This window comes from Methanoregula sp. (assembly GCF_049686655.1).
Taxonomy (GTDB): Archaea; Halobacteriota; Methanomicrobia; order Methanomicrobiales; family Methanospirillaceae; genus Methanoregula.
In genome coordinates this window covers 1-23,821 of the sequence record NZ_JBAVIG010000009.1, presented here as the reverse complement: position 1 = coordinate 23,821, position 23,821 = coordinate 1, and the positions used below count along the sequence as shown (strand labels likewise).

24 protein-coding genes are annotated in these 23,821 nt (G+C 51.1%); 12 read left to right on the top strand and 12 right to left on the bottom strand.

The features are described 5' to 3' along the window. The first annotated feature begins 1,167 nt into the window (after positions 1-1,167). Positions 1,168-1,392: a hypothetical protein gene (locus WBL42_RS00885; RefSeq protein WP_424719378.1), complete on the top strand. Its 225-nt coding sequence runs from the start codon at positions 1,168-1,170 to the stop codon at positions 1,390-1,392. Positions 1,393-1,407: 15 nt separating this feature from the next. On the opposite strand, the gene WBL42_RS00880 is transcribed toward WBL42_RS00885, so the two are convergent. Then, complete coding sequence (locus WBL42_RS00880) at positions 1,408-1,815, bottom strand: hypothetical protein (protein ID WP_424719377.1); 408 nt, start codon at positions 1,813-1,815, stop codon at positions 1,408-1,410. A gap of 204 nt (positions 1,816-2,019) precedes the next feature. Between WBL42_RS00880 and WBL42_RS00875 the strand changes: the two genes are divergently transcribed. Continuing rightward, the gene (locus WBL42_RS00875) at positions 2,020-2,418 is read left to right on the top strand and encodes a hypothetical protein (RefSeq protein WP_424719376.1); all 399 of its coding nucleotides are present in this window, start codon (positions 2,020-2,022) and stop codon (positions 2,416-2,418) included. On the opposite strand, the gene WBL42_RS00870 is transcribed toward WBL42_RS00875, so the two are convergent. After that, entirely contained in the window at positions 2,415-2,975 is a 561-nt protein-coding gene (locus tag WBL42_RS00870) for an NYN domain-containing protein (protein ID WP_424719375.1), read from the bottom strand. The two genes, WBL42_RS00875 and WBL42_RS00870, sit on opposite strands and share 4 nt — an antisense overlap. 626 nt (positions 2,976-3,601) lie before the next feature. On the opposite strand from WBL42_RS00870, the gene WBL42_RS00865 reads away from it, so the two are divergent. Further along, positions 3,602-4,288: a M48 family metallopeptidase gene (locus tag WBL42_RS00865; RefSeq protein WP_424719374.1), complete on the top strand. Its 687-nt coding sequence runs from the start codon at positions 3,602-3,604 to the stop codon at positions 4,286-4,288. Positions 4,289-5,043: 755 nt separating this feature from the next. Further along, positions 5,044-5,784: an IS6 family transposase gene (locus WBL42_RS00860; protein ID WP_424719373.1), complete on the top strand. Its 741-nt coding sequence runs from the start codon at positions 5,044-5,046 to the stop codon at positions 5,782-5,784. A gap of 4 nt (positions 5,785-5,788) precedes the next feature. On the opposite strand, the gene WBL42_RS00855 is transcribed toward WBL42_RS00860, so the two are convergent. Next, on the bottom strand, positions 5,789-6,559 hold the full coding sequence (locus WBL42_RS00855) for a hypothetical protein (protein ID WP_424719372.1): 771 nt from the start codon (positions 6,557-6,559) through the stop codon (positions 5,789-5,791). A gap of 178 nt (positions 6,560-6,737) precedes the next feature. Here WBL42_RS00855 and WBL42_RS00850 point away from each other — a divergent pair, with 178 nt between their 5' ends. Together WBL42_RS00850 and WBL42_RS00845 are read left to right on the top strand one after the other, a co-directional pair. Then, entirely contained in the window at positions 6,738-7,364 is a 627-nt protein-coding gene (locus WBL42_RS00850; protein WP_424719371.1) for an ArsR/SmtB family transcription factor, read from the top strand. Continuing rightward, positions 7,354-7,773 carry a hypothetical protein gene (locus tag WBL42_RS00845; RefSeq protein ID WP_424719370.1) on the top strand — a complete coding sequence of 140 codons (420 nt, stop codon included), beginning with the start codon at positions 7,354-7,356 and terminating at the stop codon, positions 7,771-7,773. Before WBL42_RS00850 ends, WBL42_RS00845 begins: the two co-directional genes overlap by 11 nt. Before the next feature lie 60 nt (positions 7,774-7,833). Here the strand turns inward: WBL42_RS00845 and nrdD are convergent, their stop codons facing one another. Further along, positions 7,834-10,017 carry an anaerobic ribonucleoside-triphosphate reductase gene (gene nrdD / locus WBL42_RS00840; protein ID WP_424719379.1) on the bottom strand — a complete coding sequence of 728 codons (2,184 nt, stop codon included), beginning with the start codon at positions 10,015-10,017 and terminating at the stop codon, positions 7,834-7,836. Continuing rightward, the gene (locus WBL42_RS00835) at positions 10,017-10,286 is read right to left on the bottom strand and encodes a glutaredoxin family protein (RefSeq protein WP_424719369.1); all 270 of its coding nucleotides are present in this window, start codon (positions 10,284-10,286) and stop codon (positions 10,017-10,019) included. The genes nrdD and WBL42_RS00835 overlap by 1 nt, the downstream gene beginning before the upstream one ends. Positions 10,287-10,424: 138 nt before the next feature. Between WBL42_RS00835 and thpR the strand changes: the two genes are divergently transcribed. Both thpR and cca read left to right on the top strand, forming a co-directional pair. Continuing rightward, the gene (gene thpR, locus WBL42_RS00830; RefSeq protein WP_424719368.1) at positions 10,425-10,964 is read left to right on the top strand and encodes an RNA 2',3'-cyclic phosphodiesterase; all 540 of its coding nucleotides are present in this window, start codon (positions 10,425-10,427) and stop codon (positions 10,962-10,964) included. Further along, positions 10,958-12,352, top strand: a complete 1,395-nt coding sequence (gene cca / locus WBL42_RS00825) for a CCA tRNA nucleotidyltransferase (RefSeq protein ID WP_424719367.1) — start codon at positions 10,958-10,960, stop codon at positions 12,350-12,352. Before thpR ends, cca begins: the two co-directional genes overlap by 7 nt. A 113-nt stretch (positions 12,353-12,465) precedes the next feature. Here cca and WBL42_RS00820 read toward each other — a convergent pair whose 3' ends face one another. From WBL42_RS00820 to WBL42_RS00805, 4 genes are read right to left on the bottom strand one after another with little or no spacing between them, the layout of a single operon-like run. After that, the gene (locus WBL42_RS00820) at positions 12,466-13,488 is read right to left on the bottom strand and encodes a Coenzyme F420 hydrogenase/dehydrogenase, beta subunit C-terminal domain (protein WP_424719366.1); all 1,023 of its coding nucleotides are present in this window, start codon (positions 13,486-13,488) and stop codon (positions 12,466-12,468) included. A gap of 5 nt (positions 13,489-13,493) precedes the next feature. After that, positions 13,494-14,237 carry a hypothetical protein gene (locus WBL42_RS00815; protein ID WP_424719365.1) on the bottom strand — a complete coding sequence of 248 codons (744 nt, stop codon included), beginning with the start codon at positions 14,235-14,237 and terminating at the stop codon, positions 13,494-13,496. A gap of 2 nt (positions 14,238-14,239) precedes the next feature. Continuing rightward, positions 14,240-15,751 carry a glutamate synthase-related protein gene (locus WBL42_RS00810; RefSeq protein WP_424719364.1) on the bottom strand — a complete coding sequence of 504 codons (1,512 nt, stop codon included), beginning with the start codon at positions 15,749-15,751 and terminating at the stop codon, positions 14,240-14,242. Next, positions 15,748-16,797 (bottom strand): class II glutamine amidotransferase, encoded by a 1,050-nt coding sequence (locus WBL42_RS00805; RefSeq protein WP_424719363.1) that lies wholly within the window; start codon positions 16,795-16,797, stop codon positions 15,748-15,750. Before WBL42_RS00805 ends, WBL42_RS00810 begins: the two co-directional genes overlap by 4 nt. A 119-nt stretch (positions 16,798-16,916) precedes the next feature. Here WBL42_RS00805 and glnA point away from each other — a divergent pair, with 119 nt between their 5' ends. The 4 genes from glnA to WBL42_RS00785 all read left to right on the top strand — a co-directional run bounded on the left by glnA (position 16,917) and on the right by WBL42_RS00785 (position 20,070). Further along, a complete protein-coding gene (gene glnA / locus WBL42_RS00800) occupies positions 16,917-18,242 on the top strand; it encodes a type I glutamate--ammonia ligase (protein ID WP_424719362.1) in 1,326 nt (441 codons plus the stop codon). Further along, positions 18,209-18,460, top strand: coding sequence for a hypothetical protein (locus WBL42_RS00795; RefSeq protein ID WP_424719361.1), 252 nt, complete (start codon positions 18,209-18,211; stop codon positions 18,458-18,460). The genes glnA and WBL42_RS00795 overlap by 34 nt, the downstream gene beginning before the upstream one ends. Positions 18,461-18,475: 15 nt before the next feature. After that, complete coding sequence (locus WBL42_RS00790; protein WP_424719360.1) at positions 18,476-18,805, top strand: P-II family nitrogen regulator; 330 nt, start codon at positions 18,476-18,478, stop codon at positions 18,803-18,805. 116 nt (positions 18,806-18,921) lie between these two features. After that, positions 18,922-20,070, top strand: coding sequence for a hypothetical protein (locus WBL42_RS00785; RefSeq protein WP_424719359.1), 1,149 nt, complete (start codon positions 18,922-18,924; stop codon positions 20,068-20,070). A 66-nt stretch (positions 20,071-20,136) separates the two neighbouring features. On the opposite strand, the gene WBL42_RS00780 is transcribed toward WBL42_RS00785, so the two are convergent. The 3 genes from WBL42_RS00780 to WBL42_RS00770 form a co-directional block, all read right to left on the bottom strand. Beyond that, positions 20,137-21,726, bottom strand: a complete 1,590-nt coding sequence (locus tag WBL42_RS00780; RefSeq protein WP_424719358.1) for a glutamate synthase-related protein — start codon at positions 21,724-21,726, stop codon at positions 20,137-20,139. Between the two features lie 193 nt (positions 21,727-21,919). Further along, positions 21,920-23,026, bottom strand: a complete 1,107-nt coding sequence (locus WBL42_RS00775) for a DUF362 domain-containing protein (protein WP_424719357.1) — start codon at positions 23,024-23,026, stop codon at positions 21,920-21,922. Between the two features lie 57 nt (positions 23,027-23,083). Beyond that, on the bottom strand, positions 23,084-23,821 hold a 738-nt coding region (locus tag WBL42_RS00770; protein WP_424719356.1), incomplete at its 5' end, for a tetratricopeptide repeat protein.

Below are 23,821 nucleotides of genomic sequence, written 5' to 3'. Positions count from 1 at the left end.
GTAAAATATTCCGGGTACATTCATCCCAAGACCCCCAACACTCCGCCCGCTGAAAACTACCCCTCACCGTTTGAAAATACCCCCATCCCGGACCACCTTTTTCCCAATTTCAAACACCCCCAAATCCGGGCACTATACGGGCTCCGTCTCAAAACAAAGCCCAGATTGGGCCCCAATTTACCTCCGCCAACCCCCTGTTTGATGCGATCCTCCTGGATGTTTTTCACAAAGACAGGGTCCGGAGAACCATCTCCGTCGGTGATGCAGGTTTCACGTCGGAGATCATCCTGCCGGAATACCACCGGGAAGATACATTCTGCTGATCCCCGTTCTCCGACGGAGCGTCATTCCGGAAAACTCTCCCGAACCTGTTTCAGTGTGCCTTATTCCCGGAAAACGGTGCAATGAGGAGATTTTCCCGGGCGATACGGGCCCGGATTGAAATTTCTCCGTCGAAGATTCAAAAGTGCGCTGATAGAACGCAATTGGACGGCCGATCTCCTTCCGGAAGGGCTTTTGTACGGGAAAATGAAAAGAACCCCTGTTTTGGAGGTGGGGCTCACGTCGGAGAGGCACAATTCTCCGTCGGAGACGAGGGTGCAATTCCTCCTTACCTGTCGACAGGTAACTTACCCGTGACAGGTCGGATACCCGTCACAGGTCAGATGTCATGACCGGGTCAGTGACCTGTGACAGGTTTTTCCACGAGCCCGGTTTCGCACTAATATATAGGGGAATTATGACGTAGAACCAAGAGATTTATGATACGGGAATATCCGGTATTTAGAATGCGGGAGTCCGGGATTTGAGCCGGACTTGTCGGATCCCCGGAATCCGGTCATGTGATCCGGAAAAATATTTCCTGAAAAAATTTTTGGGAAATCCGGAAATAAAATTTTCAGGAAAAAAAAACCCCGTGCCGAACTTGCGAAGGAATTGTTTTACATCCTCTCATCCTCACCACATCGAACGGTTGAAAGAAGCGGGCCTCGTTGAGTCAGCAGAAGACAGTCACACGTGGATCTGTTGCGGTCGCACTCAAGTTTTCGGGCGGGGGGGCCCTGCCCAATCCGGATAAGAAGATGCATGTGTCAATTATTTTCTCATCCGTCCTGACATTTATCTCAGGGAAAAGACCCAATGTTCTGATCACCGATGAACTGAGAGATGGAGAGAATCAATGGAAAAATCTGCGACAGAGAAAAGACGATGAGGGGATTAAAGAAAGTCGATACGAAGGTACTACCGGGAATGCAGATTTATCATAACTACGTCAGACCTCACGAAGCATTAGACGGAAAAACTCCGGCGGAAGCATGTGGGATTGTTGTTGAGGGGAAAAATAAATGGATGACATTGATTGAGAATGCGGCGAGTGCGCAGGTAAAATAAATTTCCTAGTCTAATCTATGATCCCAACTCCCTCTCTATTAATTTCCCCAATCTTTCTCTATCTTCATCGGTTGAAGCAAACGTGTTCCTTATAGCATGTGAAAATTTTCCATTCAATTTAAACTCTTTATCGTATTCATCAACAGCATCCAAATATAAACTCAAAATTTCATCTCTTAATTTGTCCTCTTTCTCCATTATAGAGATAAATTCATCTCTTGCCTCTTGACTTCTAAATGAAGATGCTGCTTTTATGAAAGTAGAAACAGTATCACATTTTCTCTCATAAATCTTTGAGAGATGATCAACTTTTGTGAAGATTACTGACCTCCTAGTATCTCTAACGTAAAAGTACGTTAGTATACACAAAATTAGTGTTAAAATTACTTGAGATCCGCTCCACAGATAATCCAAGTGTATCATAAATGAGATTACAATTGACAATAGTAAAGATGTAGGTTCAATTTATCCCACGATAGTTAACACTTTTTTCTATCCCACACAGACTTGACAGAACCCCAAAAAAGGTTCTGATAGGTTCGCGGTTGAATGATAAGTTTCATGCTCAGTGATAAGTGGCGGTTGATCCATGCAAGATTGTTAATTTGAGAGAATCCATTTACAACTATGGGGCCGGTAGAATACGATAAATTTGCAAGATTGCAAATAGATCGGTTTAAAATCCGATGGGGAAGTACAATCCAATCTTTAAAAGAGATTAGATTGCATCCAAAACATTTTCAAATCTATACAAACGAATTTTCCGAAGAGAAAAAAGCATACATTCGAAGTTATGTGGATAAAATTGATGAAGAGTTACTCAATGAATCTCTCACTACTTTTAAAATCCTGTCGAACGATTTGCATTTAGCTCTCAGTAAAAGTGTTCAAAATTACGAAGATAAACGACACAAACGTAGAATGGAAATCCTTCATGCAATTGCTCCAATTCTAGCAATTGTTGTTATGATCATCCTTATTGTTGTAGTGAAATATCTATTCAATATCGAGATTTCTGTACATTAGATGAATTTGCGCAATGCAACTTTCTCTAACATTTCAGGAGTAATTTTTATTTTGTCATCCGCAGAAGTAAGTAATTCGTCATGAACGGCGATATCGGAGTAATATAGTTTCACTAATACACCGGCGTCTTTAGCTGTTTGGACAACAGGTACAAAATCACTATCTCCAGCCACAAGGATAGCAGTGCTAATATTTCTAGACCAACTTAACTGTGCCATATCAACAGCTAAAAGAACATCCATTCTTTTTTGTTTATAGACGACATCTCCAGTTTCATTGTAATATTTTTGTAGTCTTCCTAATTTTATTTGGAATCTCGAAAGTTGTTCCAATCTGCGAATAAATTGGTTCATTTTTGAATATTTTTCGCTCTCTTCAGGTGTTACTGGAGAGCTTTGATATGGCATACAGTTATAGTAATAAGTTCTCAACCTTTCGCAGTTTCCACAAACCATATCAGAAAATTTTTCATAATCGATCTTGCGACCGGGTAAAAGAGCTGGTAAAATCTTGTTTAAATAACCACCGTCAATTAAAACAACAGCTCTTTCACTCAAAAAAACCACCGTTTATAATGGACTATCGTTCCAGAAGGGACGATAGCGGATATAATGAATCTAAGTATAACCACTACACTATATCAAATTTACTCATCATCATCATAAAATTATAATTTGTTAAAATTATTTTACAGATAATCCAATCATTGTCTCCCACCGGTTGCCCATCAAATTGATGGGGATATTCGCCATCTGAGCCGGTGTCAGCCCTCCAATACCCTGATGCGGACGGATATAGTTGTAATAAGTCTGCATCCCAGCCGCGAAAGCCTCAGCACCCCAAAAAAGGTTGTGATAACTTGACGGGGCTTTTACAAAAAACCAAGGCACAGATAAATGGCGGGACTTTTAATGGCAATGGGATAATAAGGAGTGTACAAAATGAGAATTCTGTTTAAAAAAATACAAAACGTTGTTGTTTTAATAATCGTTGGGATTATGATTTTATATTATACATGTCATTTTAACATGTTTACACCGATTGGATTTTCGGTAATGCTGTTAGTTATTTTGATCATGAGTCTTTTGATTTATTTCGGTTTTACACCACTTTTACCTGAAACCAGACCACATTAATTTTTTCTTACAATAATTATTTAATTTGACCATTCGTTGTTTACAACATGGTAGATGACGTTACAATTAATGGGCTTCGTAAAAATGAAACCTACCCGGGGCTAGATGATTTGATCCATGATGTAAAATGCAAATTTGGTATAAAAGATAAATTGGATATCGATATAGTTGATGATGCTTCATCTGGCCCAAATATGAATGTAGAATCCAAATTCAGATGGAAAAAAGACCCAAATACACTCAATACTGTTCTGAAGATTTCAAGAGGAATGTTTAATATAATAAATTTTGTAGAAAACCCCGACGAGATGAAAAGTTTAATCGCTCACGAAGTTAGTCATATAAAAAATGAAGACGATTCAATATCAAAGAAAATTATAATAATTTATGCAGTATTGGCAATTATTTCTGCGGGGATCGTTATGATTGCATCTACCTGTAATCTTTTCTTAATCTTTTTAGATTTGGTTCTTATTGGAATATGTGGAGCAAGGAATTTTAATTGGAAAAGAAGAAAAATGGAAACAAGAGCCGATACAGACGCGGTGATTAAAATAGGGAATCCCCATGCTTTTCAGGTAGCACTAAAGAAAATCTATATTGTGGAAAAAGATGATCCCCATTATCTAAAATTTGCTGCTCTATTAAGTGTTTATAATTTTATTGTTGGATTTTCATACCCTTCCATCGCTGAAAGAATAAATAACATAGAAATGTGGAAACCACCAAGATAAACTCTTTCTATTCCTCGGAGTCGGGTGACACAACCGTTTGACTCACGACTCCCATTTTCTCAATAATGAGTTTTCCTTTTATTACATTTGACACTAACTTATCTTGATTTTTCCAACCAAGTCTTTCTACTTCACTGGGTGGGATGACAATTACATATTTTGGATATTCTTTTCCATTGTAGATTCGAGATTGCTGTTTTTGCAGATGCATGATCTCCTGTTTGTTTTAATCCTTTATTAATTTTTAGGTGCCGATTAGGTATCGAAAGACTTAATACATTTAGGTACCTAAATATGTATAGTGAATTACGATGCAACAACTAACCAACCCACGAGAGTTAAGAGGACTGGCGATCCTCTCCCAACCAGACACGATCATTCAAACCGGCAAGAACGAATGGGATGTAAGGTCGCAGTCAAAAGACGCCTATTATCAAGTATCTCGCAAATTCGTAAAGGGTCGTAACGCTCCCCACCTGCACGATTGGTTTTGCACTTGTCCCGACTTCATAACCCGCAACATGCCCTGCAAACACATCCACGCGGTACAATTCTCATTGAAACTCTCTGGTGACATACAGGAACGCAGCGCACCAACCACAATCACAGAAACCGAAATAAAAGTCCTCTGCCCTGATTGCAAGAGTGCCAATGTCGTAAAACGCGGAATCCGCAAGACCCAATTTGGAGAAGTTCAGCGATACGGGTGCTCCGACTGTAATCACAGATTTGTTGTGGACAAAGGATTCTGCCGGATGAAGTTCAACCCAAAGGTTATCACACTCACCCTTGATCTTTACTTCAAAGGTGTATCACAGAGAAAGATCGCCGATCACCTGAAACAGTTTGAGAGCGTTGAAGTCACACAGCCCACTATCCTGATCTGGATCAAGAAATACCTAAAACTCCTTGGCGGTTACTCAGAGAAATACAAAGCCGACGTTGGCAACATCTGGCACTCCGACGAAACTACGATCTTCATCAAGAAAGATGGTGAGAAGAAGTATTATCAGTGGATTTGGAACGTCATGGACGCAAAGACCCGGTATCTCCTTGCATGTCAGGTCACTGAGACACGGTTCGTAAAGGATGCCCGCAAGCCACTCCGGGCGGCAAAGGGCGTCACCAACGTTCGACCGGATGCAATTGTCACCGATGGATTACAGGCGTACAAAGAAGCCGTTAAAGCAGAGTTCTATGATCACGAGGCATTCATCCAGAACCCGCACATCCGGCTGAAGGACTTTGAAACCAAGCCGAACAACAATATCCTCGAACGTTTAAACGGCACGTTCCGAGAGCGCACAAAGGTTATGCGGAGCTTTGACAGTGCGCTCGGTGCTGAGGACTTTGCCGCCGGTATGCAGACATACTACAACTATATCCGGCCACATCAGGGAATTAACGGAATGACACCGGCTCAGATGGCAAACATCCCGATCAATCTGATGGGGAATCGGTGGGAAACGATGATTGGGTTAGCAGCGACAAAATAAGAGATTATTTTTTAATGATTTTTACTTCTGGATATCGATCCTCAATACCCTTTAACCATTCATCATAAAATCTTTCGTTTACGTCAACTTCGAATAAGGCGACGATTAGGTTATCATAATGTTGCAAATAACGATTGCATTTATCAGCGACAGTCACAAGATCCTTTGATCTTGTTGGGCCTTTTACTTCAATGGCTATCCTGTTGTCAATAACAATGTCTGGACGCGAAGACCCCGTTTGATGTTCGACAATTGCTCCATGAAAATGCGCCTTCATCCAACCTTGTAACTCGTTATGATATCCTTGCTCATCCCGATAAATTCTCGATGGCTCGAAATTTTCTATAGTAGCAATAATCTTCTCTAAAAATTCATTTTCTGGAGATCCAAAGATAGTTTCATCTAACTGATTTGGGTTCCATTTTTTATCCAAATCGCGTAGAAGTTGGATTTCTTCCTTTAGAATATCGGAAATTGGAATTTTGTTTGCTTTTGCGAAATCCTTCACTTCTTCTAATTTTATCTCATATGTGGCGTATTTGATGTAATCGGGTGTGGTAAGTTTAAACTTTCGTATCTCCCCATTAAAAGGATCTTTCTCGTAATCTTTAGGCCCATCGCCATATCGATAACAAATGTTTTTGAGTTGTTTCGCGGAGAAACGCTGAAGGATTTTAGACTTGATTTGAATCTTCACATTCTTGCGATCTTGTGATTCCGCGACTCTCTCCCCTACGTTTACAATGGCATCCTTAATTGAATTAAGAAAACCCATATAATGGGATATTTTGGAGAGACGTTATGTCTTCCGAAATTATTTTCAGGAAATACCACGTCTTTGCTAAAAAGTCCCCCTACTTATCACGCGCTTTTAAAAGTCCCGAAGTCCCGTCATCTTATCAGAACCCCAAAAAAATACAATTAAATATTGACCCTACTAACATTACGTAAACATGAATGACGCTGCTGAGGTAGCCCGGTTGCTTGATATCCTCGGTAACCGCAACCGGCGGCGGATCATCGACCTGCTCCGGCAGAAGCCCTGTTTTGTCACCGAGATATCCGAGACCCTCGTGCTCTCACCCAAGGCGGTCATCGATCACCTCCAGATGATGGAGCGGGAAGAGATCCTCTCCTGCGAGATGGATGAACGGCGCCGGAAATACTACTACCTGGCAAACGACATCCTGATCGATGTCAGCCTCAAAGGCCTCCGGATTATCCGTGTCCCGGCACAGGAAGATACCGGGGAGGACGAATCCCTCAAAAGGACCGTCGCCCTGCTGGGGCGTATGATACGGGCCCACGACCAGATCCTCGCAAACCTTGAGCAGATCAACCATGATATCGAGATGAAAATCACCGACCTTGCCCATAACCATAAGGATTTATTCAGGAGCGAACGAGAGATTAGTGTAATCATCGCACTCTCTCACCAGGCCCTTCCCATTGCTGACATTGAGCAGGTCACCGGCATACCGGAAAACAATCTGTCGGAGATTGTCAGGGAATTCGAGAGGCGCGGAATCGTACAGCGCGAAAACGACTTATATTCACTCGGAGGTATTCATGCAGAATAACCCAACCGGCCCCTACGATGATGTCTTCAGCAACCTGGCAAAGATCGTAGAGGATATCGTGAAGAATATGCCTGAAAGCCAGCATGCACGCATTGTCGGGTACACGATCATCACCCGGCAGGCAAACGGCGGGGACCCGGAGATGTTCCATGCCGGCATGCAGGACGATGACGATGAGGTTCCCTACGAAGTCGTGGAGAACGATACCGATCTCTTCATTACGGCGAAGTTGCCGGCCGATCCGAAAAACGCACCCATAGCAGACATCGAGATCAGCTGCGTACGGATAATCGTTGACGGGAAAACAACTACCATCATGCTGGATCAGCCCATCGATCGTATTCACAGCTATTACCGGATTCACCGCGGAGTGATGGACATCTCCCTTAAAAAGATTAAAAACCTGTAATCCTTTTTTCCCGCGTCCGGGTCAGGACGCTTATGAACAGGAAAATGGGACTGCGTTATTTTATGCTTTTACCGGGAAGTCTGACGGGGTCCATTCGCTGATCGGCTCTTTGTCCGTGCGCATTTCGTGGAACTGGCGGAGGGAGACCGTTATGTCCCGGGTGAATGCGAAGTACCCGATCTGGGTAGTCCGGCAGAGTTTCATTGCCATATCCATGAGGCCCCGCGGGTCCGGGCGTGCCTCGCCAAGCCAGATGTGGAAGATATTGCCCCCGTCTACAATCGGGAAGAAGACATGTTCGATCTCTATCCGTTTTGTCAGCGGTACATCCGCACCTGGAGCTACATGGGTGCCGTTCGTGTAATAGATAGGCAGATCCCGGCTCTTTCCCAGTTGTGAGAGCCCGTCCTTAAGATCCCCCTTGATCACGTTCTTTGCAAAATCATGATAGCGGCGGTCGAGCAGGTCAGCGACGGCAAAGCGCTGACCTGTAGTCTCCGCGGGGGTGCGGGCAAGGGCAAGCGTCATGTTGTTCTTTTTAGAGAGCTCGCGACCATACAGTTCCATCTCGGTCATGGCACGGATGGCGAGCTTAAACGCTTCCTTTGATTCGTGGAGCTGCTTGCCGGTATGGTGCTGCACCATCTCGTTGACACCGACGACTCCGATCGTATATACCAGCCCCTCCAGATCAACGGCAAGCGCCCCGCGTTCCCCGGTGTTCGGGTCTTTTGGGCGCTGCATGGCAAACGGCATGCGGCTGTTTGCCCGGATCAGGTCCATCCACCTGCGCTTGATCCGGAAGATCTCCACCGCCACGTCCATCAGTTTCTTGAGCTCAGCAAAAAGCCGGGTATCGTCCCCTTCTGCGTTATACGCTGCACGCGGGCAGTTGACCGAGACCACCTGCCATGAGCCCATCGAGAAGTGGCGTCCCTCTTCAAAGACCAGCTTCTTGTCGAACTCTGAATCCTTGTCGGCAACGGTCGAGAACTGGTAGGCGCAGCACTGGTAACAGGAGATCCCTTTGCCAGCCCCGCGGTACGCAGGGAGCTGGTTGTCGTAATACGGGGTACCGAATTTTGAAGCGAGCTCAAAGGTCATCAGGTACAGATCCTGGTACGTGGGGAGATCGGGATTCTTCCGGTTGAACTCCTCTTTCTCGTGCATGAACTCCGGCTCGATCGAGATCTCGGGTTTCGGGAAGTTGAACGGTTTTCCCCAGTAATCTCCTTCGAGCATCACGTCCATGAGCGCCTTGAAGAGCAGCCGGACTTCGCGTTCGAATTCGCCATAGGTCCGGAGCGGGGCTTTGTGCCCGTCCCATATCTTTCCTTTGTATACGCAGGGCTTGTCATGCCAGAGAGCCGGGACACCCGGCGAGAGCTGGATGGACGAGAAGACCAGCTGGCCGCCCCGGGCCACCATCATCTGGGTCATCTCATACACGAACATCTGGACCAGCTGCTTGATTTCTTCGTAGCTCATCCCTTCGCAGAACGGCGCAAGGAACGTGAGGAAGTTGTAGTACCCCTGCCCGCCGGCAAAATTGGTCTGGGCGGAGCCGAGAGCCTTGACAGCGTGGAGGATTGCGACCTCAGCCCGCTTTGCCGGCCCGGCGACCGAAGCTTTCGTGCCGTTGCCGTCCGGCATCAGGCCGTAATAGAAGAAATACCGCAGGTCCCAGTCCTGGCAGAACGGGCGGGTGCCGAAATACTCGAGATCGTGGATATGCATCTCGCCCGAGAGGTGATGATCCGCAAGTGCCGGGGGGAGCTGGAGCAGGTACTGCTCCTTTGAGATCTTGTCCGCCTTCTTCTTGTGCGAGGTCTCAGCGTTCTCCTGCAGGTTCGCATTGTCATGGGCTTCAAAACCCTTCCCTACGTCGATCTGGTGTGCGTCATAGACCGGGGTGCCGACCCGGGTCGAGACATTCCTGTACTGCACCATCCCTTTCTCCAGGAGGGTGATGTTGACGATCTCCCGGATGAGCGGGCCGGAGAGCGATTTGAGTCCCATATTCTTGATACGGTTCTCGACTTCCAGCGCGATCTCATGCGCGGTCTCAACACTCGCACCCTTGTACCCATAGAATGTTTCAACGAGTTTGGTCTCTTCAACTAACTGCCGTACGATCCGCTCGCGATCCCACTCCACAATATGCCCATCGGTTGTCCTTACCGGAGGGAGGGTTGGTGTATAGGCACCAAAGATCGTTTTCTGCCGGGTCTCCCGCTTTGGCATCATTCACCTTTCAGCAGTCTGGACAGGTGTTCTTCATCGAGTTTTCCGGAGGGAAACAGGTCCGCCGATGTATAGAAATCCTCGTTACGCTGGAGGACCGGGGCCTCGTTCACAAATATCCCGTTGACCCGCAGTTCCGTCAGGGACTCTGCAGTGGACAGGTCGCGCTCGTCAAACGTGTGCTTTCCTTTCTTCAGGAATGTCTTGAGAATTTCGCAATTCGGGCAATATTCAAGCGAATATACGATCAACTGAGATTTCTTCGGCACGGAAAAACACCCTTACTCTGTCATCTATCCAATAGGCAGTACGGGAATAAAAAAATCTTGGTTATGTCCTGGCCCCATCCGGTGCCCGGCCCTATCGAACGATCACCATTTGTAGGGGAATGGAATAATAGTACCGTAATGGTCAGGGCATTTATCGCACTCGAGTTGTCCCGGGAGATCCGGGAGAGCATCGCAGAGGCACAGCAGCAGCTCCGTGGTTGTTATGCCCGCCTGGCGTTTGTGGAACCTGCCCAGATCCACATCACGGCAAAATTTCTTGGGGAGACAGACCCGCCGGCTCTTGAAAAAATAAAGGACGCGATTACGGGAATCCCGTTCTCGCCGTTTCCGGTAACTGTCGGCAAGGTGACCCTCAACAATCCCCGCCGCCCGCAGACGATCTGGTGTGAGGTTGATGACGCGGGGAACGGCGGAAAACTCGTTGCACTGATCGACAGGGCTCTCGTGCCGCTGGGATGTGAGCCGGAGACCCGCCGTTTCCTCCCGCATGCCACGCTGGCACGGGTAAAATCACTGGACCCCTCTCTCTTTGCCGCGTTGAAACGGATAGGTGACCGGGGGTTCGGCAGCTGCACGATTGCGGGAATGACCCTGAAGAAGAGTACGCTTACCCCGCAAGGCCCCCTCTACGAGGACCTGCTGGAGGTGACATGGTGACGCGGCTGCCCCACGAAGACCAGGTCCTTGCAACCCTCCGTCCGACTCAGATCGAGAAAGATCATGTCTGCGGGATTGCGCAGCGCCTGCTTGCAGCCATAGCCGGAAGCGGGAAGGCACAGGGAATGGTTGTCGGGTCTATCGCCCGCCATACCTGGATCCGGGGAGACCGGGACCTTGACGTCTTCCTCCTGTTCGACCCGGCACTCCCCCGTGAAGCCCTCGAGGAGCAGGGCCTGGCGCTTGCCAGGAGCATTGCAGCCGCGTTTACTGATCGCTACCATGAAAAATACGCGGAACATCCCTATATCAATGCCGTGATCGATGATGTGGACGTGGACCTTGTTCCCTGCTACAACGTCGCGAGCGCCGAGCGGATACAGAGCGCCGTGGACCGCACCCCGTTTCATACGCGTTATATCACGGACAAGATCAACGGCCTGATCGATGATGTCCTTCTCCTCAAACGATTCGCAAAGGCCGGCGGGATCTATGGCTCTGACGGGATGACAGAAGGGTTCTCCGGGTATCTCTGCGAGCTTCTGGTACTCCGGTACGGGGGTTTTACACCACTCCTTCAGGCCGCATCGGAATGGAGGCTCCATACGCTTATAGATCAGGAAGATCACGGGGCCAAGGAGTTTGATGAGCCCCTTATCGTGATCGACCCGGTCGATCCCCGGCGCAATGTGGCCGCAGCGGTCTCTCTTGACCGGATGGCCGAGTTTGTGGAGCTGGCCCGGGGATACCTGGAGGTCCCGTCACCGGTCTTCTTTGAACTGCCCGGCCCCCGTACGATCACACCGGATAAGCTGGAAAGCCTGCTTGCCGGGCGGGGGACGTTCCTGTATGCGATCACGTTCGACACTCCCCCGTATATAGAGGAGATTGTAGTTCCGCAGCTGAAACGGAGCACGTCTGCGATCAGCGAGCACCTTGAGCGTAACGGGTTCCCCGTGCACCATGCCCATTACCGGATGGGGGCCAGTACCTGTATGGTCCTCTTTGAACTGCTGGTCAATGAACTGCCGGTCGTCAGGAGCCACCCGGGACCCCCGGTCTGGAACCGGGTCAATGCAGAAAAATTCCGGGCCAAACATATCGGTTCTGCCCTGCCCGGCCCCTATATCCTCGACGGCCGGTACGAGATGGAAGTGCCCCGGGAGTTCAGGCGGGCCGGCGACCTGCTCGCGTCCCCTTCACTCCTGCAGGTGGGTCACGGCAAACATGTGCGCCAGTCCCTTGGTGCCGGCTGGAAGGTGTACGAAGGGGCAGATTGTTACCAGCCGGAATTTATGTCATTCATTGCCGGGTTTTTTTCCCGCTGCTCCCCGCTGGTGCGTATCCTGCAGGAGAAAAATCCAGACGGCTCTTCCGACCGTTCTTGAATGAAAAGATAAACCCGGTTTGTTCTGCGAGAGGCGGAGAGGTATCTGCTCATATCTCAGGTACGGATTGAACGCAATTACGATCCTAAAAAGAGTGGGAATGGTCCTGGCAGTTACTTTCCGGAATTCTTCCGGATCTTTGAAGAGGCCAGTTTTTCTATGGCACTCTTGTCAATGTCGGTGGCAACGGCGAGTTTTTTGTGCTGGACTGCACTGTCGAGCATCCCTTTACCGGTCTGCGTCCGTACAATGAGCGTGGTTGACCCGGCAGGGCTCCCGATCGCACCTGCCGAGAGATCTGACTGAACTGCGGTGAGATCCGTGCAGAAGTGACAACCCTTGCGGATGCAGGTCTCCAGTTCCGAAAGCGGAACGATTGTAGTTGTACCATCCTGCTTAAGGATCTCAAGTTTGCCCTTGACATCCAGTTTCCGGATCTCGTAGGGCTCGAGCTTGTAATGTGCCTTAAGTTTTCCTTGTATCAGGGCCGTGTAATCGAACGTCTCTGTACAGAACAGCCCGACCACCAGCCGGATTGCCTTCGCATACGGCCTGAGGAGGTCGTTGTCGCTCTTCCGCATATGGTCCACGGCCTGGACTGCACAGGGAACACCCACAACGGCAATTTTCCTGAATTTCTTCTCCACGATCGCGTACTTGAGTGCGGCAAGGAGCGGCACCCACCAGCTGTACCGGCTCCCTGCCTGCTGGACAAGGACATCGGATTTCGTGATGACAACAGATGATGGCCGGAGTGTCCAGTGATCTTCCGTAACTGTCACGACCGCATCGATCAGTCCCTCGTCAAGTGCATTGGCGAGGATCGCGGTTACTGCTCCTCCGCTCTGCTTACGGGGCACGTCAAACACTGCTTTTGCAGAGACGATCTCAAGGTAGTTCCCGAGTGTCTCGGCCGGCTGGTCGCCGATACGGGGGCAGACTGCATAACAGGCCCCGCAGCTGACACTGTCGGTTGCCTGCTTGCAGTACCCGTTGCTGCGGGGACTGGTGATCATCTCCCCTTCATCAAAAAACAAGGCATCGGCAGGGCAAACCGCTACACATGCACCGCACCCTGAGCATCTTCCGGTATCCCAGACCTCGCTTTTCAAATCGAGATAACTCTTTGCTGCCATCGCATTCACTCCCATGTGTATTTGCTCGCAAACGGCCGGGCACTTGTCGCGGCTATGCGGGTGTATTCCGATGCAAGCAGGGGGCTTGCATCAATGCCGAACGATTGTGCAAAATCCTCAATAATGGGGCGGATCATTGTTTTCTGCTCATCGGTGACTGGTGCCTGTTTTGCCCCGCCGCCGAGATAGAGGTCGTCCACAGGACCGCGGACATAGATCTCTCCGCCGTGGATGCCGCTGCCGACCCCCTGTTCCGAGATGGGCTGGACGCCCCCGAGCCCCAGCACGATGATGAGCCCTCCTGCCATATACTCCCCGAGGAATGCACGGGCACCGCCACCGATTACGACGATGGGGCGTTTTTCCATGTACTGCTTCATGTGAATGCCGCCACGGTAGCCGATGTTGTCCCTGACATAGACCCTGCCGCCCCGCATGCTGTGGGCGACTGCGTCCCCGGCACTGCCGTGGATGATCACTTTGCCCTTGTCCATGGTGTTGCCGGGGGCATGGTCTGCGTTGCCGTGAAGGATAACCGTCGGGCCGCTCATGAACATCGCGAGGTCTCCGCCCGGCACGCCATTCAGCGTGATGGTAACATCGTCACCTCTCAGGCCGTCCCCGATGAACCGCTGGCCAAGCACATTATTGATGGTAATCTCTTTTACCCCGTCGGCAATGGCCTTGCGGATCTGCTTATTGAGCGGTGTATAATGGAGATCTTTTGCATCGATCGTCATCGTGCTCATCCTCAGGCCCCCGCAGTCTTGACATCGAGGACATTCAGGATCCCCTCGTCAAGCATATAGCCCCGGAGCCGGTCGCGGTTGCCCCTCAGGCTCTCGATGCTGTTGATGCCGGCTGCACCCATGAGTTCTGCGAGCTCAAGGGTCCAGCCGTGAATCAGGTTCTCGACCTGCACCGCATTGGTCTCAGGGTCAAGCCGCTTTGTCAGTTCGGGTTTCTGGGTGGCAATGCCCCAGGCACACTGGCCACGGTTGCAGGTACCGCAGACCCGGCATCCCATGGCAACGAGCGCAGAAGTCCCGATATAAACGGCATCGGCCCCGAGGCAGATGACCTTGGCCACATCTGCGCTCTGCCGGATGCCGCCGCTGGCGATGATGGATACTTCGTTCCGTATTCCCTGCTGGCGCAGCTTCGCATCGACACTTGCGACGGCTACTTCGATCGGTATTCCGACATGGTCCCGGAAGACTACCGGTGCCGCACCGGTCCCCCCGCGGAACCCGTCAATGACCACGGCATCGGCCGATGAACGGGCAATACCTGCTGCGATCGCTGCCACATTATGTACGGCAGCGATCTTCACAAAGACCGGCTTCTTCCATTCCGTGGCCTCTTTCAGGCTATGGACCAGCTGCTTGAGATCCTCGATGCTGTAAATATCGTGGTGGGGTGCCGGACTGATCGCGTCGCTGCTCTCCGGGATCATCCGTGTGCGGGAGACATCGGCGTTGACTTTCTCGCCGGGGAGATGGCCGCCGATACCCGGCTTTGCCCCCTGCCCGATTTTGATCTCGATCGCGGCCCCGCGCTCGAGATAGTCGATGTCTACGCCAAACCGACCGGAGGCGACCTGGACGATTATGTGTTTCTGGTATGGGTAGAGTGACTGGTGAAGCCCGCCTTCACCGGTCCCCATGAACGTCCCGATGCGGCTGACCGCCCTTGCCAGCGCCTGCTGTGCCGGCAGGCTGATCGCACCGTAACTCATGTGCCCGATCATGATCGGGGTCTCGATCTGGAGGTTGGGAGTGAGTTTTGTCAGGAGCTCAACGTCTTTTCCGGCATGTTCCTTTATCGAAAGTGCCGCGGGCTTCTTACCGATATAGGTCCGGAGCTCCATTGGTTCCCGGAGGGGATCGATGCTCGGATTTGTCACCTGGCATGCATCAAGCAGGAGCCGGTCGAAGATCATCGGGTACGGCAGGGCATTGCCCATGCCCCCGAGTATGATCTTGCCGGTCTTTGCCTGGTTGAAGACCGCTTCCCGGATCTCCCGGGTCCAGACCGGGTGGCTCCGGTAGTCCGTGGGTTTCTCGTGGATGCTGATCGCGTCCCGGGGGCAGAAGGCAGTGCAGCGGTGGCAGGCAACACAGTTCCGTGAATTGACGCGGATCTTATCGCCCTCCATCCGGTATACCCCGTACGAACAGTTCTCGATGCACCGTCCGCACTGCATGCAGAGTTCAGGATCTATCTCTACTTTGAACCGGAGGGGGATACTGCCGATGCTCATGCAATGACCCTCCCGATTACGGGCTCGCCTGCCTTTGGCATCTGGACGTCCCTGATGTGGGGTTCAATCCTGCGGATTGCAGCTTCTTCGCTCGAGATGTAGAGCCGGTCGCCGTGTTCTCCGCTTACCATCGGGCGCAGTTTGATACGATCCGTGAATCCGACCAGGGTATCTTCATTGGCAACGCAGATCGCAAACGGGCCGTTCATCAGTGCCGGGCCATACGCCATACGGATTGCACGGTTCAGCTCTTCCTCCTTTGGCGGCATGCGGTCGATCTCGTTCCAGAACGGGGGAGCGAGGGCGCGGACTGCCATCTTTTCCGAGAGCCCGTGTTTCCGGACCAGCAAATCGATGAGATAGGCAACGACTTCAGTATCGGTGTACATCGTGCATTTGTACCCGTAACTCTCGATATACCGCTGGTTGGTGCCGTAGGAAGTGATCTCTCCGTTGTGGATAACGCTCCAGCCGAGGAGGTTGAACGGGTGTGCACCGCCCCACCAGCCTGCGGTGTTGGTGGGGTAGCGGTTGTGGGCGAGCCAGAGGTAACCTTTGTAGTCCTGGATGCGGTAGAAGTCGGCAACCTCTTCCGGCCAGCCGGATGCCTTGAATACGCCGAGGTTTTTGCCTGATGAGAAGATGAGGGTGCCATTCTTTGCTGTATTCACGCTCATGACGATGTGCATGATGATATCATCAGGAGTGGTGTTCTGTTCCGGTGCCATCTTCGGGTCGGGTTTGAAAAAATACCGCCACGGGGTGTGCACTTTTTTTATTCTCGAAGCAAAGGTCGGGATCTCTTCATCGTGGACAATGGTCCCCCATTTTTCGAGTTCCCGGTCAAGTGCAGGCTTATTCTCGTGAAGGTTATCAAAAAAAACATGGAGGGCGTACGAATCCGCAAAGTCCGGGTAAATCCCGTAGGCCACGTACCCGGCACCTTCCCCGTTTCCGCGCTCGTTCATCAACGCTAACGAGTTCCTTATGCCACTGCCATCCATGCACTGACGGCGTTTATCGATGACTCCAATTATTCCGCACATGATATCACAAATCGGATCGATCTATAATAGTAAAACGTCATGGAAATTGAATGTGAGCATTCTTCCCTAAGCTTGGTTCAGAAAATATAAATGTAATTGGGTGGAACCTTTTTTCCATTATGTCAGCAGACGTATCCAAGTTGCTCAAGAAAATTGCAGCCGACGATGTCAAATTCATCCGGCTCCAGTTTTGTGATGTTCCGGGTATCCCCAAGAATGCCGCAATCCCGGCAGACTATGCCGAGAAATCCCTGACTGAAGGAACCTGGTTCGACGGGTCGTCCATCGAGGGATTCACCCGGATCGAAGAGTCCGACATGCTCCTCAAGGCAGACCCGTCCTCGTACCAGGTCCTGCCCTGGAGACCTCAGGAAGGCAAGGTTGCCCGGTTCATGTGCGATGTGTATACGTACGGCAACAAGCCATTCGAGGGCGACCCAAGATATATCCTCAAGAGACAGATGGCGGAAGCAGCAAAGATGGGCTTCACCTTCAACACCGGCCCCGAGCTCGAGTTCTTCCTTTTCAACCTCGTTGACGGAAAGCCGACGACCCAGTTCGCTGACCAGGGTTGTTACTTCGACCTTGCCCCGAACGACAAGGCCGAAGACGTCCGGCGCGAGATCGTCCTCGCACTCAAGAGCATGGGCCTCGAGATCGAGATGTCCCACCACGAGGTCGCTGCAAGCCAGCACGAGATCGACTTCAAGTATGCTGATGCACTGACGACTGCAGACCGTGCCATGACCTTCAAGTTTGCAACAAAGGCTATCGCCCTCAAGCACGGGCTCCACGCGTCGTTCATGGCAAAGCCGATTGGCGGCATCAACGGCAGCGGTATGCACACCCACGGATCCCTCGCCAAGGGCGGCAAGAATGCCTTCTACGATGCAAATGCAAAGGACGGCCTCTCCGACACCTGTATTTATTACATCGGTGGTCTCCTGAAGCACGCAAAGGCAATCACCCGGGTTGCAAACCCGACCATCAACTCGTACAAGCGGCTCGTCCCCGGTTACGAAGCCCCCTGCTATATCTCGTGGAGCACGACCAACCGGTCCGCCCAGATCCGTATCCCCGCTGCACGCGGCAACAGCACCCGTGCGGAGTTCCGGAGCCCGGACCCGATGTGCAACCCGTATCTCACCTTCGCCTGCCTCCTTGCAGCAGGTCTCGACGGCATCAAGAACAAGATTATGCCCCCGGATCCCACCAACACCAACATCTACCACCTGAGTGCAAAGGACCGGAAGAAGATGAAGATCGACATGCTCCCCGGCAGCCTTGCAGAGGCCCAGGCAGCACTCCTGAAAGACGATGTAATCTGCAACGCACTCGGCGCCCACGTCGTGGAGACCCTCTCCAACATTGCGGAAGCCGAGACCGATGCGTTCCGGCTCACGGTTCACCAGTGGGAACTGGACCGCTACCTGGCAACCTACTAATCAACTCCATTTTTCCTGTATCCAGCCCGTATCTTACGGACTGTAAGTGTACTGCATATCTGTTTGCTGCCCATGCAACAGGTGCCTTCGCAGCACTTATCTACGCGTTCGTCCTAACGTATATCCTTGCAATCCTGGCGGACAATGCCCTTGGTCTGCGAGTCACGGAAGAAGAATATGCGGGTCTTGATATCTCCCAGCACGGAGAGAGGGCCTGATACGGGTGAAACAACATGAAAATGGTTAAGGCAATTGTAAAACCGGAACGGTTCGAGTTCGTAAAAAAAGCACTCGAGGACAAAGGCTTCAACGGCATGACCATCACGGAAGTGAAAGGCCGGGGCGAACAGAAAGGGATCACCCTTGAATACCGTGGCGGCCTGATGACGGTTGATCTCCTGCCAAAAACCCAGATCGAGATCGTTGTCCGTGACGCCGAGGTTGACAGCGTTGTAGCAATTATCTCCGAATCTGCCCGTACCGGAAAGATCGGGGATGGGAAGATCTTCGTTCTCCCGGTGGAGAAGTCGATCCGGATCCGGACCGGGGAGATTGATACCTGATACCCCTTTTTTATCTTCACATACATAAACGGCCTGTATAAACGAAGTCCCTGAATGGAATGGCCGGCAAAGCAGATTGTTATCTACTATAACGGCAGAATTTCTTTACTACTATTATGATCCCGTGGCTGAATACCAATTTCCAGCATTTCAAACCCAACGCGATGATCGCGCTCAATGCCACGCGGCACATGAACAAGATCGAGCGGAAGAAACTTTTCTCGCCGGATATCGAACCGATGCGGACCGCCGAAGGCCGCTGGTTCGAGGCGATCGTGTATGAGATGTTTCTCGAGATCTCCAAAAAATCGGGCACGATCAAATACCTTGCCATGAAAGGTGCGGATGCCCCAAAGAAGCGGGAGGATGTCCGTCTCGGTCAGAACGGTCTTTTTTATTCAAAATACGGCGACATCACGGTCAGGGGTAACGGACAGGACCTTGCCGAGTTCGATATGATGCTGGTCGATGCCGAAAACCATGTCGCCTTTGCCGAAGTGGTCACCTCCCCCTCGGATCTCAAGGAGTTCGAGCAGGAGATCGCATACAAGAAGAAACTGCTCGGCTATCTCTATGATCAGAAGATCACGCCCTTCCTGCTGGTCTCCTCGTTCGACCTTTCCAATTATTCTGTAGTGAAGAGGCTCGCAAAGGACAGGACAAACGCGATCATCCATACCAGTTCCTGTGAACAGATCAAATCGCTTGTCAAGCATTACCGCCCCCGGATTCTTTATAACCTGCCGGAGAACCACCCCAAACTGATCCCGGCAACCAGCATCCCCCTCAAGCATCCGTTTGACTACAAAAGTTACCATGACGATGTGAAAAACCGGATCTTTACAGAGATCTCCCGGACTCCTGGCCCGATCCGCCCGGAATTCACCGATCAGACCGGCCAGCTGGTCAAGAAGGTGTTGTATGGCGGGCTCTTCCCCCCGGCGATAAAATCAGTCTGCGATGACTATGGTCTTCATGTGCGGGGGAAGAAAATCGAGTACGAGGAGTTCTCCCGGTACTATTCCAAGGCAGTCATCGCTACGGACATGCCCAACTATGAACTGATCATCTACCTCCGCTCAAAGCAGAAGAAAGAGTACCACAAGATGATCCAGCTCAAGAACGGACACTTCAAGTTCGAGCGCCCGACTCCGCCAAAAGTGGGTTTCTTCCTCTGGCTCGATTCGATACAGCCCACACTCGGGGCCCGGGCGACCCTCCAGATCCTCGATACATTCACCATTGCGCCACTGCAGAAAACGTAGATGTTTCCTGATCCCGGGAAAACGATGGTACGGATCTCTTCCCGTGCGATGACCGTTTTTGCGAATTCAGTCGAGCAGCTGGCTTATCGCTTCATCGTATCGTGCTGTCATGATGTAGTCAATACCTGAGATACGGGCAGCCTCATCCGTTAGGGCCATCAGGTCCTTGCGGGAGATGGACGAGATCCTGAAGTTTCTGCTGCCTGCCATGATCTGCTGGAGCCCGGTCCGGAATTTCGAGGTGTATGTGTAAATTCCCATGGCACCAGGGGGAATCTCGTTGACGCGGTTCCCGTATTTTTCTTTCAGTTCCTCGTAGCAGACAAAGATCTCCGGTATCGTAGTGCCGAACCGTGAGACTGATTTGGGAAGATCGCCTTCTTTGATCCACTTCCCGATGTTCTTTCCGACCATGCCGGGAATCATGAGACCCCGGCCCATAGCGACTGCACGGAAGTACGGGCTGCCCATCGCGAGGGCTTTGAAGACGCCGGGCTCATCGGAGAAACCGCCTGCCATTGCGAGATCAGGAACCCGGTATCCTTTCTTCACCAGTTTTCCTGCAAACTCACAGGCAAGTGACTGGAGGTAGAATGTTGGTATCCCCCATTCATTCATCATCGGCCACGGGCTCATACCGGTACCTCCGGAGGCACCATCGATTGTCAGCAGATCGATTTTAGCTTCCGCACTGAACCGCAGCGCCATTGCGAGTTCAACCATCGAGTATGCCCCGGTCTTGAGCGTAATTCTCTTGAAACCGATATCCCGGAGCCTGTCGATCTCCTCAAAAAATCCCTCGCGGGTGATAAAACCGAGGCGTGAATGGCGCTCAAATTCCTTGATCGCGCCTGACCTGAATGCAGCCTGGTTCTCCGGAACCATGGGGTCCGGCATAACAATGTAGCCTCGTTTCCTCAGTTCGAGTGCACGTTCAAGGGACCGGACCTTGATCTCGCCTCCGATACTTTTTGCGCCCTGTCCCCATTTCAGTTCGATCGATTCGAAGTTATGCCGGCTCGCAATATACTCCGCGGTCCCGAGGCGGGTATCCTCGACGTTCAATTGGACCAGCATCTCCCCGAAGCCTTCATGGTACTTTTTGTAGATACCGATGCGGCGATCCATCTCTGGCGATTCCTTCACTTTCCCTTTATTGTCAAGTACCAGTCCCGGATCAACCCCGCAGACATTTTCCCCGCAGACAATAGTTATACCGGATATCGCAGCGCCGGCGGCGAAATGCTCCCAGTTATTCCGTGCAATATCTGTAGACCCGAGCGCCCCGGTGAAGATGGGGAGTCGCATCTTCACCTTTTCATCCCAGCCATATTCTGTTTCGGTAATTACTGATGAGAAGACTGCAGAATCCGGGCCTGCCACAACATCTTCCGGGAACCCTTTTGCACCCGTAGCATATCCCTGGATATTGAGGTGCGAGTAATCCACCGGGTAATTCTTGTCAGCACCTGCCGTAATCTCGCCGAATGGGCCGGGATACAATACCTCCCTTCCGCGGAACGAGGAGAGCCAGATATCGCAACTGCCTTTACATCCGTCTATGCACCGGGTACAGATACCGGAAACAGGGGCAACATTCCGGGAGCGGTTCACTGTTCCTGTTGCTTCATTTGCGTTTGGCTGCCTGAGATTCATGGAGACTCTCCGTTCCTGCGGGTGATACTCCGGGATGGTGTAAAGAATTTGTTGTGGGAGGGAGTACCCGCCGATAAAACCTTTTTGGACACCATTACGTAATAAGTGCTTGCCTATAGGTACCGGACAGCCGGTCCAGCCATTTCCCGGGTTCTGGCCCGGGAAGAACCGGGACGAACTGATAAAAAAGTAATTACAGGAGTATCAGTTCGTACTGGCTCTGACCGAGACCGATCTCTTCAGCGTACTGTATCTGCCGGAACCCGTCCGTATTGGCATGCACCCCGGAAAACTTGTTTTCACCTTTGGGGTGGTGCATTGCCAGCAGGGAATCCGGAAATCCTTGTTGCTGGTTGACGAGATCGAAGCTTGCTGCATCAATGGCAACCGGGTCCCGGGAGGCAAGAATCCCGATATCAGGTACAATGGGGGCATCGCTGAACGGGAAGCAGTCACAATCCGGTGTGATGCGGATCAGGAAATTCATGTAGCCGACCTTCTTTTGCTTCCCCGCGACAGCACCACAGGCATACTCGACCAAACGCTCCATGAAGACCGGGATCTCCGTCTCCCAGTCGATATCGATCGCATGTTCAGGACAGGCATGCATGCACTCAAAACAGCCGATACAGAGATCCTTGTCGATAACCGATTTCTTTGCATGGATGCTGATCGCTGTTTTCGGGCAGACCTTCAGGCATGCTGCGCAGCCGGTACAGTTCTCGCTAATGGTGAACGGACGTGCATTGTGCTGTGCCCGCTTCCCTTCCGGTGGTGCACAACCCATGGCCAGGTTCTTGATGGCCCCGCCGAACCCGGAGACGATATGTCCCTTGAAATGGCTGAGCACGATCATGCTGTCCGCTGCCGCGATATCCCCGGCAATTGTTACTTCGCTGAAGTGTTTTTTGCCTATGAACACTTTTGTTACATTTTTTCCATTAAGCCCGTCTGCTATTATGACGGGGGCCCCGGTGACCGCGAAGTCGAACCCGTGAAGAATTGCGGTTGTGATATGGTCCACGGCATTGGACCGGCTGCCAAGGTACAGGGTGTTTGTATCCGTGAGAAATGGCAGCCCTTGGCATTCTCGCACTTTTTCGACGACCTGGCGGACATAGACCGGGCTGATGAACCCGTCATTACCGGTCTCTCCAAAATGCAGTTTGAGTGCAGTCTTGTCGTGGGGACTGATTATTCCGGAAAAACCGGCACGGTCAAAAAGCCGCCGCACTTTGGATGCCATACTATCCTTGTCGGATATGGCCCGCAGGTTTGCAAAATAGACAGGACTTTTCATGACATTGCCTCCTATGGGGATGATTGTATTCCGGATATTTTAATACATCGGATTCCATCAGGTCAGGAAATCGAGGTTCCGCTTTTTGAATTTGGCTTTTCCCGATTTGCTAAGCTCATTGGACCGTTCGAAATACTTGTGTGCGGTCTCGTCTTTTCCCAGCACTTTCATGCAGATTCCAAGACCGTTCCAGGCATCGGCATTGTTCGGGTTTACCTCAAGCACGCTGTTGAATGCCCTGACCGCAGCCTCGATCAATGTTTTTTGTTCCCGCAATACTCCCCTCTTCTTGAGAATGTCTGCCCTGCTGAAGAGGATCTCCTCGTCAGTGGGTGCGAGTTCCGCAGCCTTCTCGAAATCTTTTGCAGCTTCCTCGTCCTGTCCCAGTTCCCTTAAGGCAACTCCCCGGTCATGCCAGGCATGCGCATACTGAGGATCGATCTCGATTGCCTGCGTGAAGAGCGGAATTGCCTCGCGGTATTTTCCCTCCCTGAATGACCGTATGAGCCCCTCTTTGTGCACTGACTTGGCCTTCCCGAGAAGCCTGTTGAACCTGCTTCCCTGTGCTGCTGCAGGGAGGGCGACTGGTCCGGCGTCATCTGAAAAATAATCTGCCTGTCTGAGAAGTTCCTCTCCAAGTTCATCGGTTATATCCCTGACCATGGTGAGTGCTGCGATGAATGCCCCTTTTGCATCGTACAGGGCACTGGCTTTCATCCACAGGATCCCCGGACTGCCATCACTTCTCGAAATTTTTGTCCAGGCAAATATCGTTCCCTGTTCCTTATTGATGAT

Coding starts and splice junctions, on each gene's coding strand:
- WBL42_RS00885 (WP_424719378.1), top strand. CDS start 1,168: ATGGAGAGAATCAATGGAAAAATCTGCGACAGAGAAAAGACGATGAGG.
- WBL42_RS00880 (WP_424719377.1), bottom strand. CDS start 1,815: ATGATACACTTGGATTATCTGTGGAGCGGATCTCAAGTAATTTTAACA.
- WBL42_RS00875 (WP_424719376.1), top strand. CDS start 2,020: ATGGGGCCGGTAGAATACGATAAATTTGCAAGATTGCAAATAGATCGG.
- WBL42_RS00865 (WP_424719374.1), top strand. CDS start 3,602: ATGGTAGATGACGTTACAATTAATGGGCTTCGTAAAAATGAAACCTAC.
- WBL42_RS00860 (WP_424719373.1), top strand. CDS start 5,044: ATGAAGTTCAACCCAAAGGTTATCACACTCACCCTTGATCTTTACTTC.
- WBL42_RS00855 (WP_424719372.1), bottom strand. CDS start 6,559: ATGGGTTTTCTTAATTCAATTAAGGATGCCATTGTAAACGTAGGGGAG.
- WBL42_RS00850 (WP_424719371.1), top strand. CDS start 6,738: ATGAATGACGCTGCTGAGGTAGCCCGGTTGCTTGATATCCTCGGTAAC.
- WBL42_RS00845 (WP_424719370.1), top strand. CDS start 7,354: ATGCAGAATAACCCAACCGGCCCCTACGATGATGTCTTCAGCAACCTG.
- nrdD (WP_424719379.1), bottom strand. CDS start 10,017: ATGCCAAAGCGGGAGACCCGGCAGAAAACGATCTTTGGTGCCTATACA.
- thpR (WP_424719368.1), top strand. CDS start 10,425: ATGGTCAGGGCATTTATCGCACTCGAGTTGTCCCGGGAGATCCGGGAG.
- cca (WP_424719367.1), top strand. CDS start 10,958: ATGGTGACGCGGCTGCCCCACGAAGACCAGGTCCTTGCAACCCTCCGT.
- WBL42_RS00820 (WP_424719366.1), bottom strand. CDS start 13,488: ATGGCAGCAAAGAGTTATCTCGATTTGAAAAGCGAGGTCTGGGATACC.
- WBL42_RS00815 (WP_424719365.1), bottom strand. CDS start 14,237: ATGAGCACGATGACGATCGATGCAAAAGATCTCCATTATACACCGCTC.
- WBL42_RS00810 (WP_424719364.1), bottom strand. CDS start 15,751: ATGAGCATCGGCAGTATCCCCCTCCGGTTCAAAGTAGAGATAGATCCT.
- WBL42_RS00805 (WP_424719363.1), bottom strand. CDS start 16,797: ATGTGCGGAATAATTGGAGTCATCGATAAACGCCGTCAGTGCATGGAT.
- glnA (WP_424719362.1), top strand. CDS start 16,917: ATGTCAGCAGACGTATCCAAGTTGCTCAAGAAAATTGCAGCCGACGAT.
- WBL42_RS00790 (WP_424719360.1), top strand. CDS start 18,476: ATGAAAATGGTTAAGGCAATTGTAAAACCGGAACGGTTCGAGTTCGTA.
- WBL42_RS00785 (WP_424719359.1), top strand. CDS start 18,922: ATGATCCCGTGGCTGAATACCAATTTCCAGCATTTCAAACCCAACGCG.
- WBL42_RS00780 (WP_424719358.1), bottom strand. CDS start 21,726: ATGAATCTCAGGCAGCCAAACGCAAATGAAGCAACAGGAACAGTGAAC.
- WBL42_RS00775 (WP_424719357.1), bottom strand. CDS start 23,026: ATGAAAAGTCCTGTCTATTTTGCAAACCTGCGGGCCATATCCGACAAG.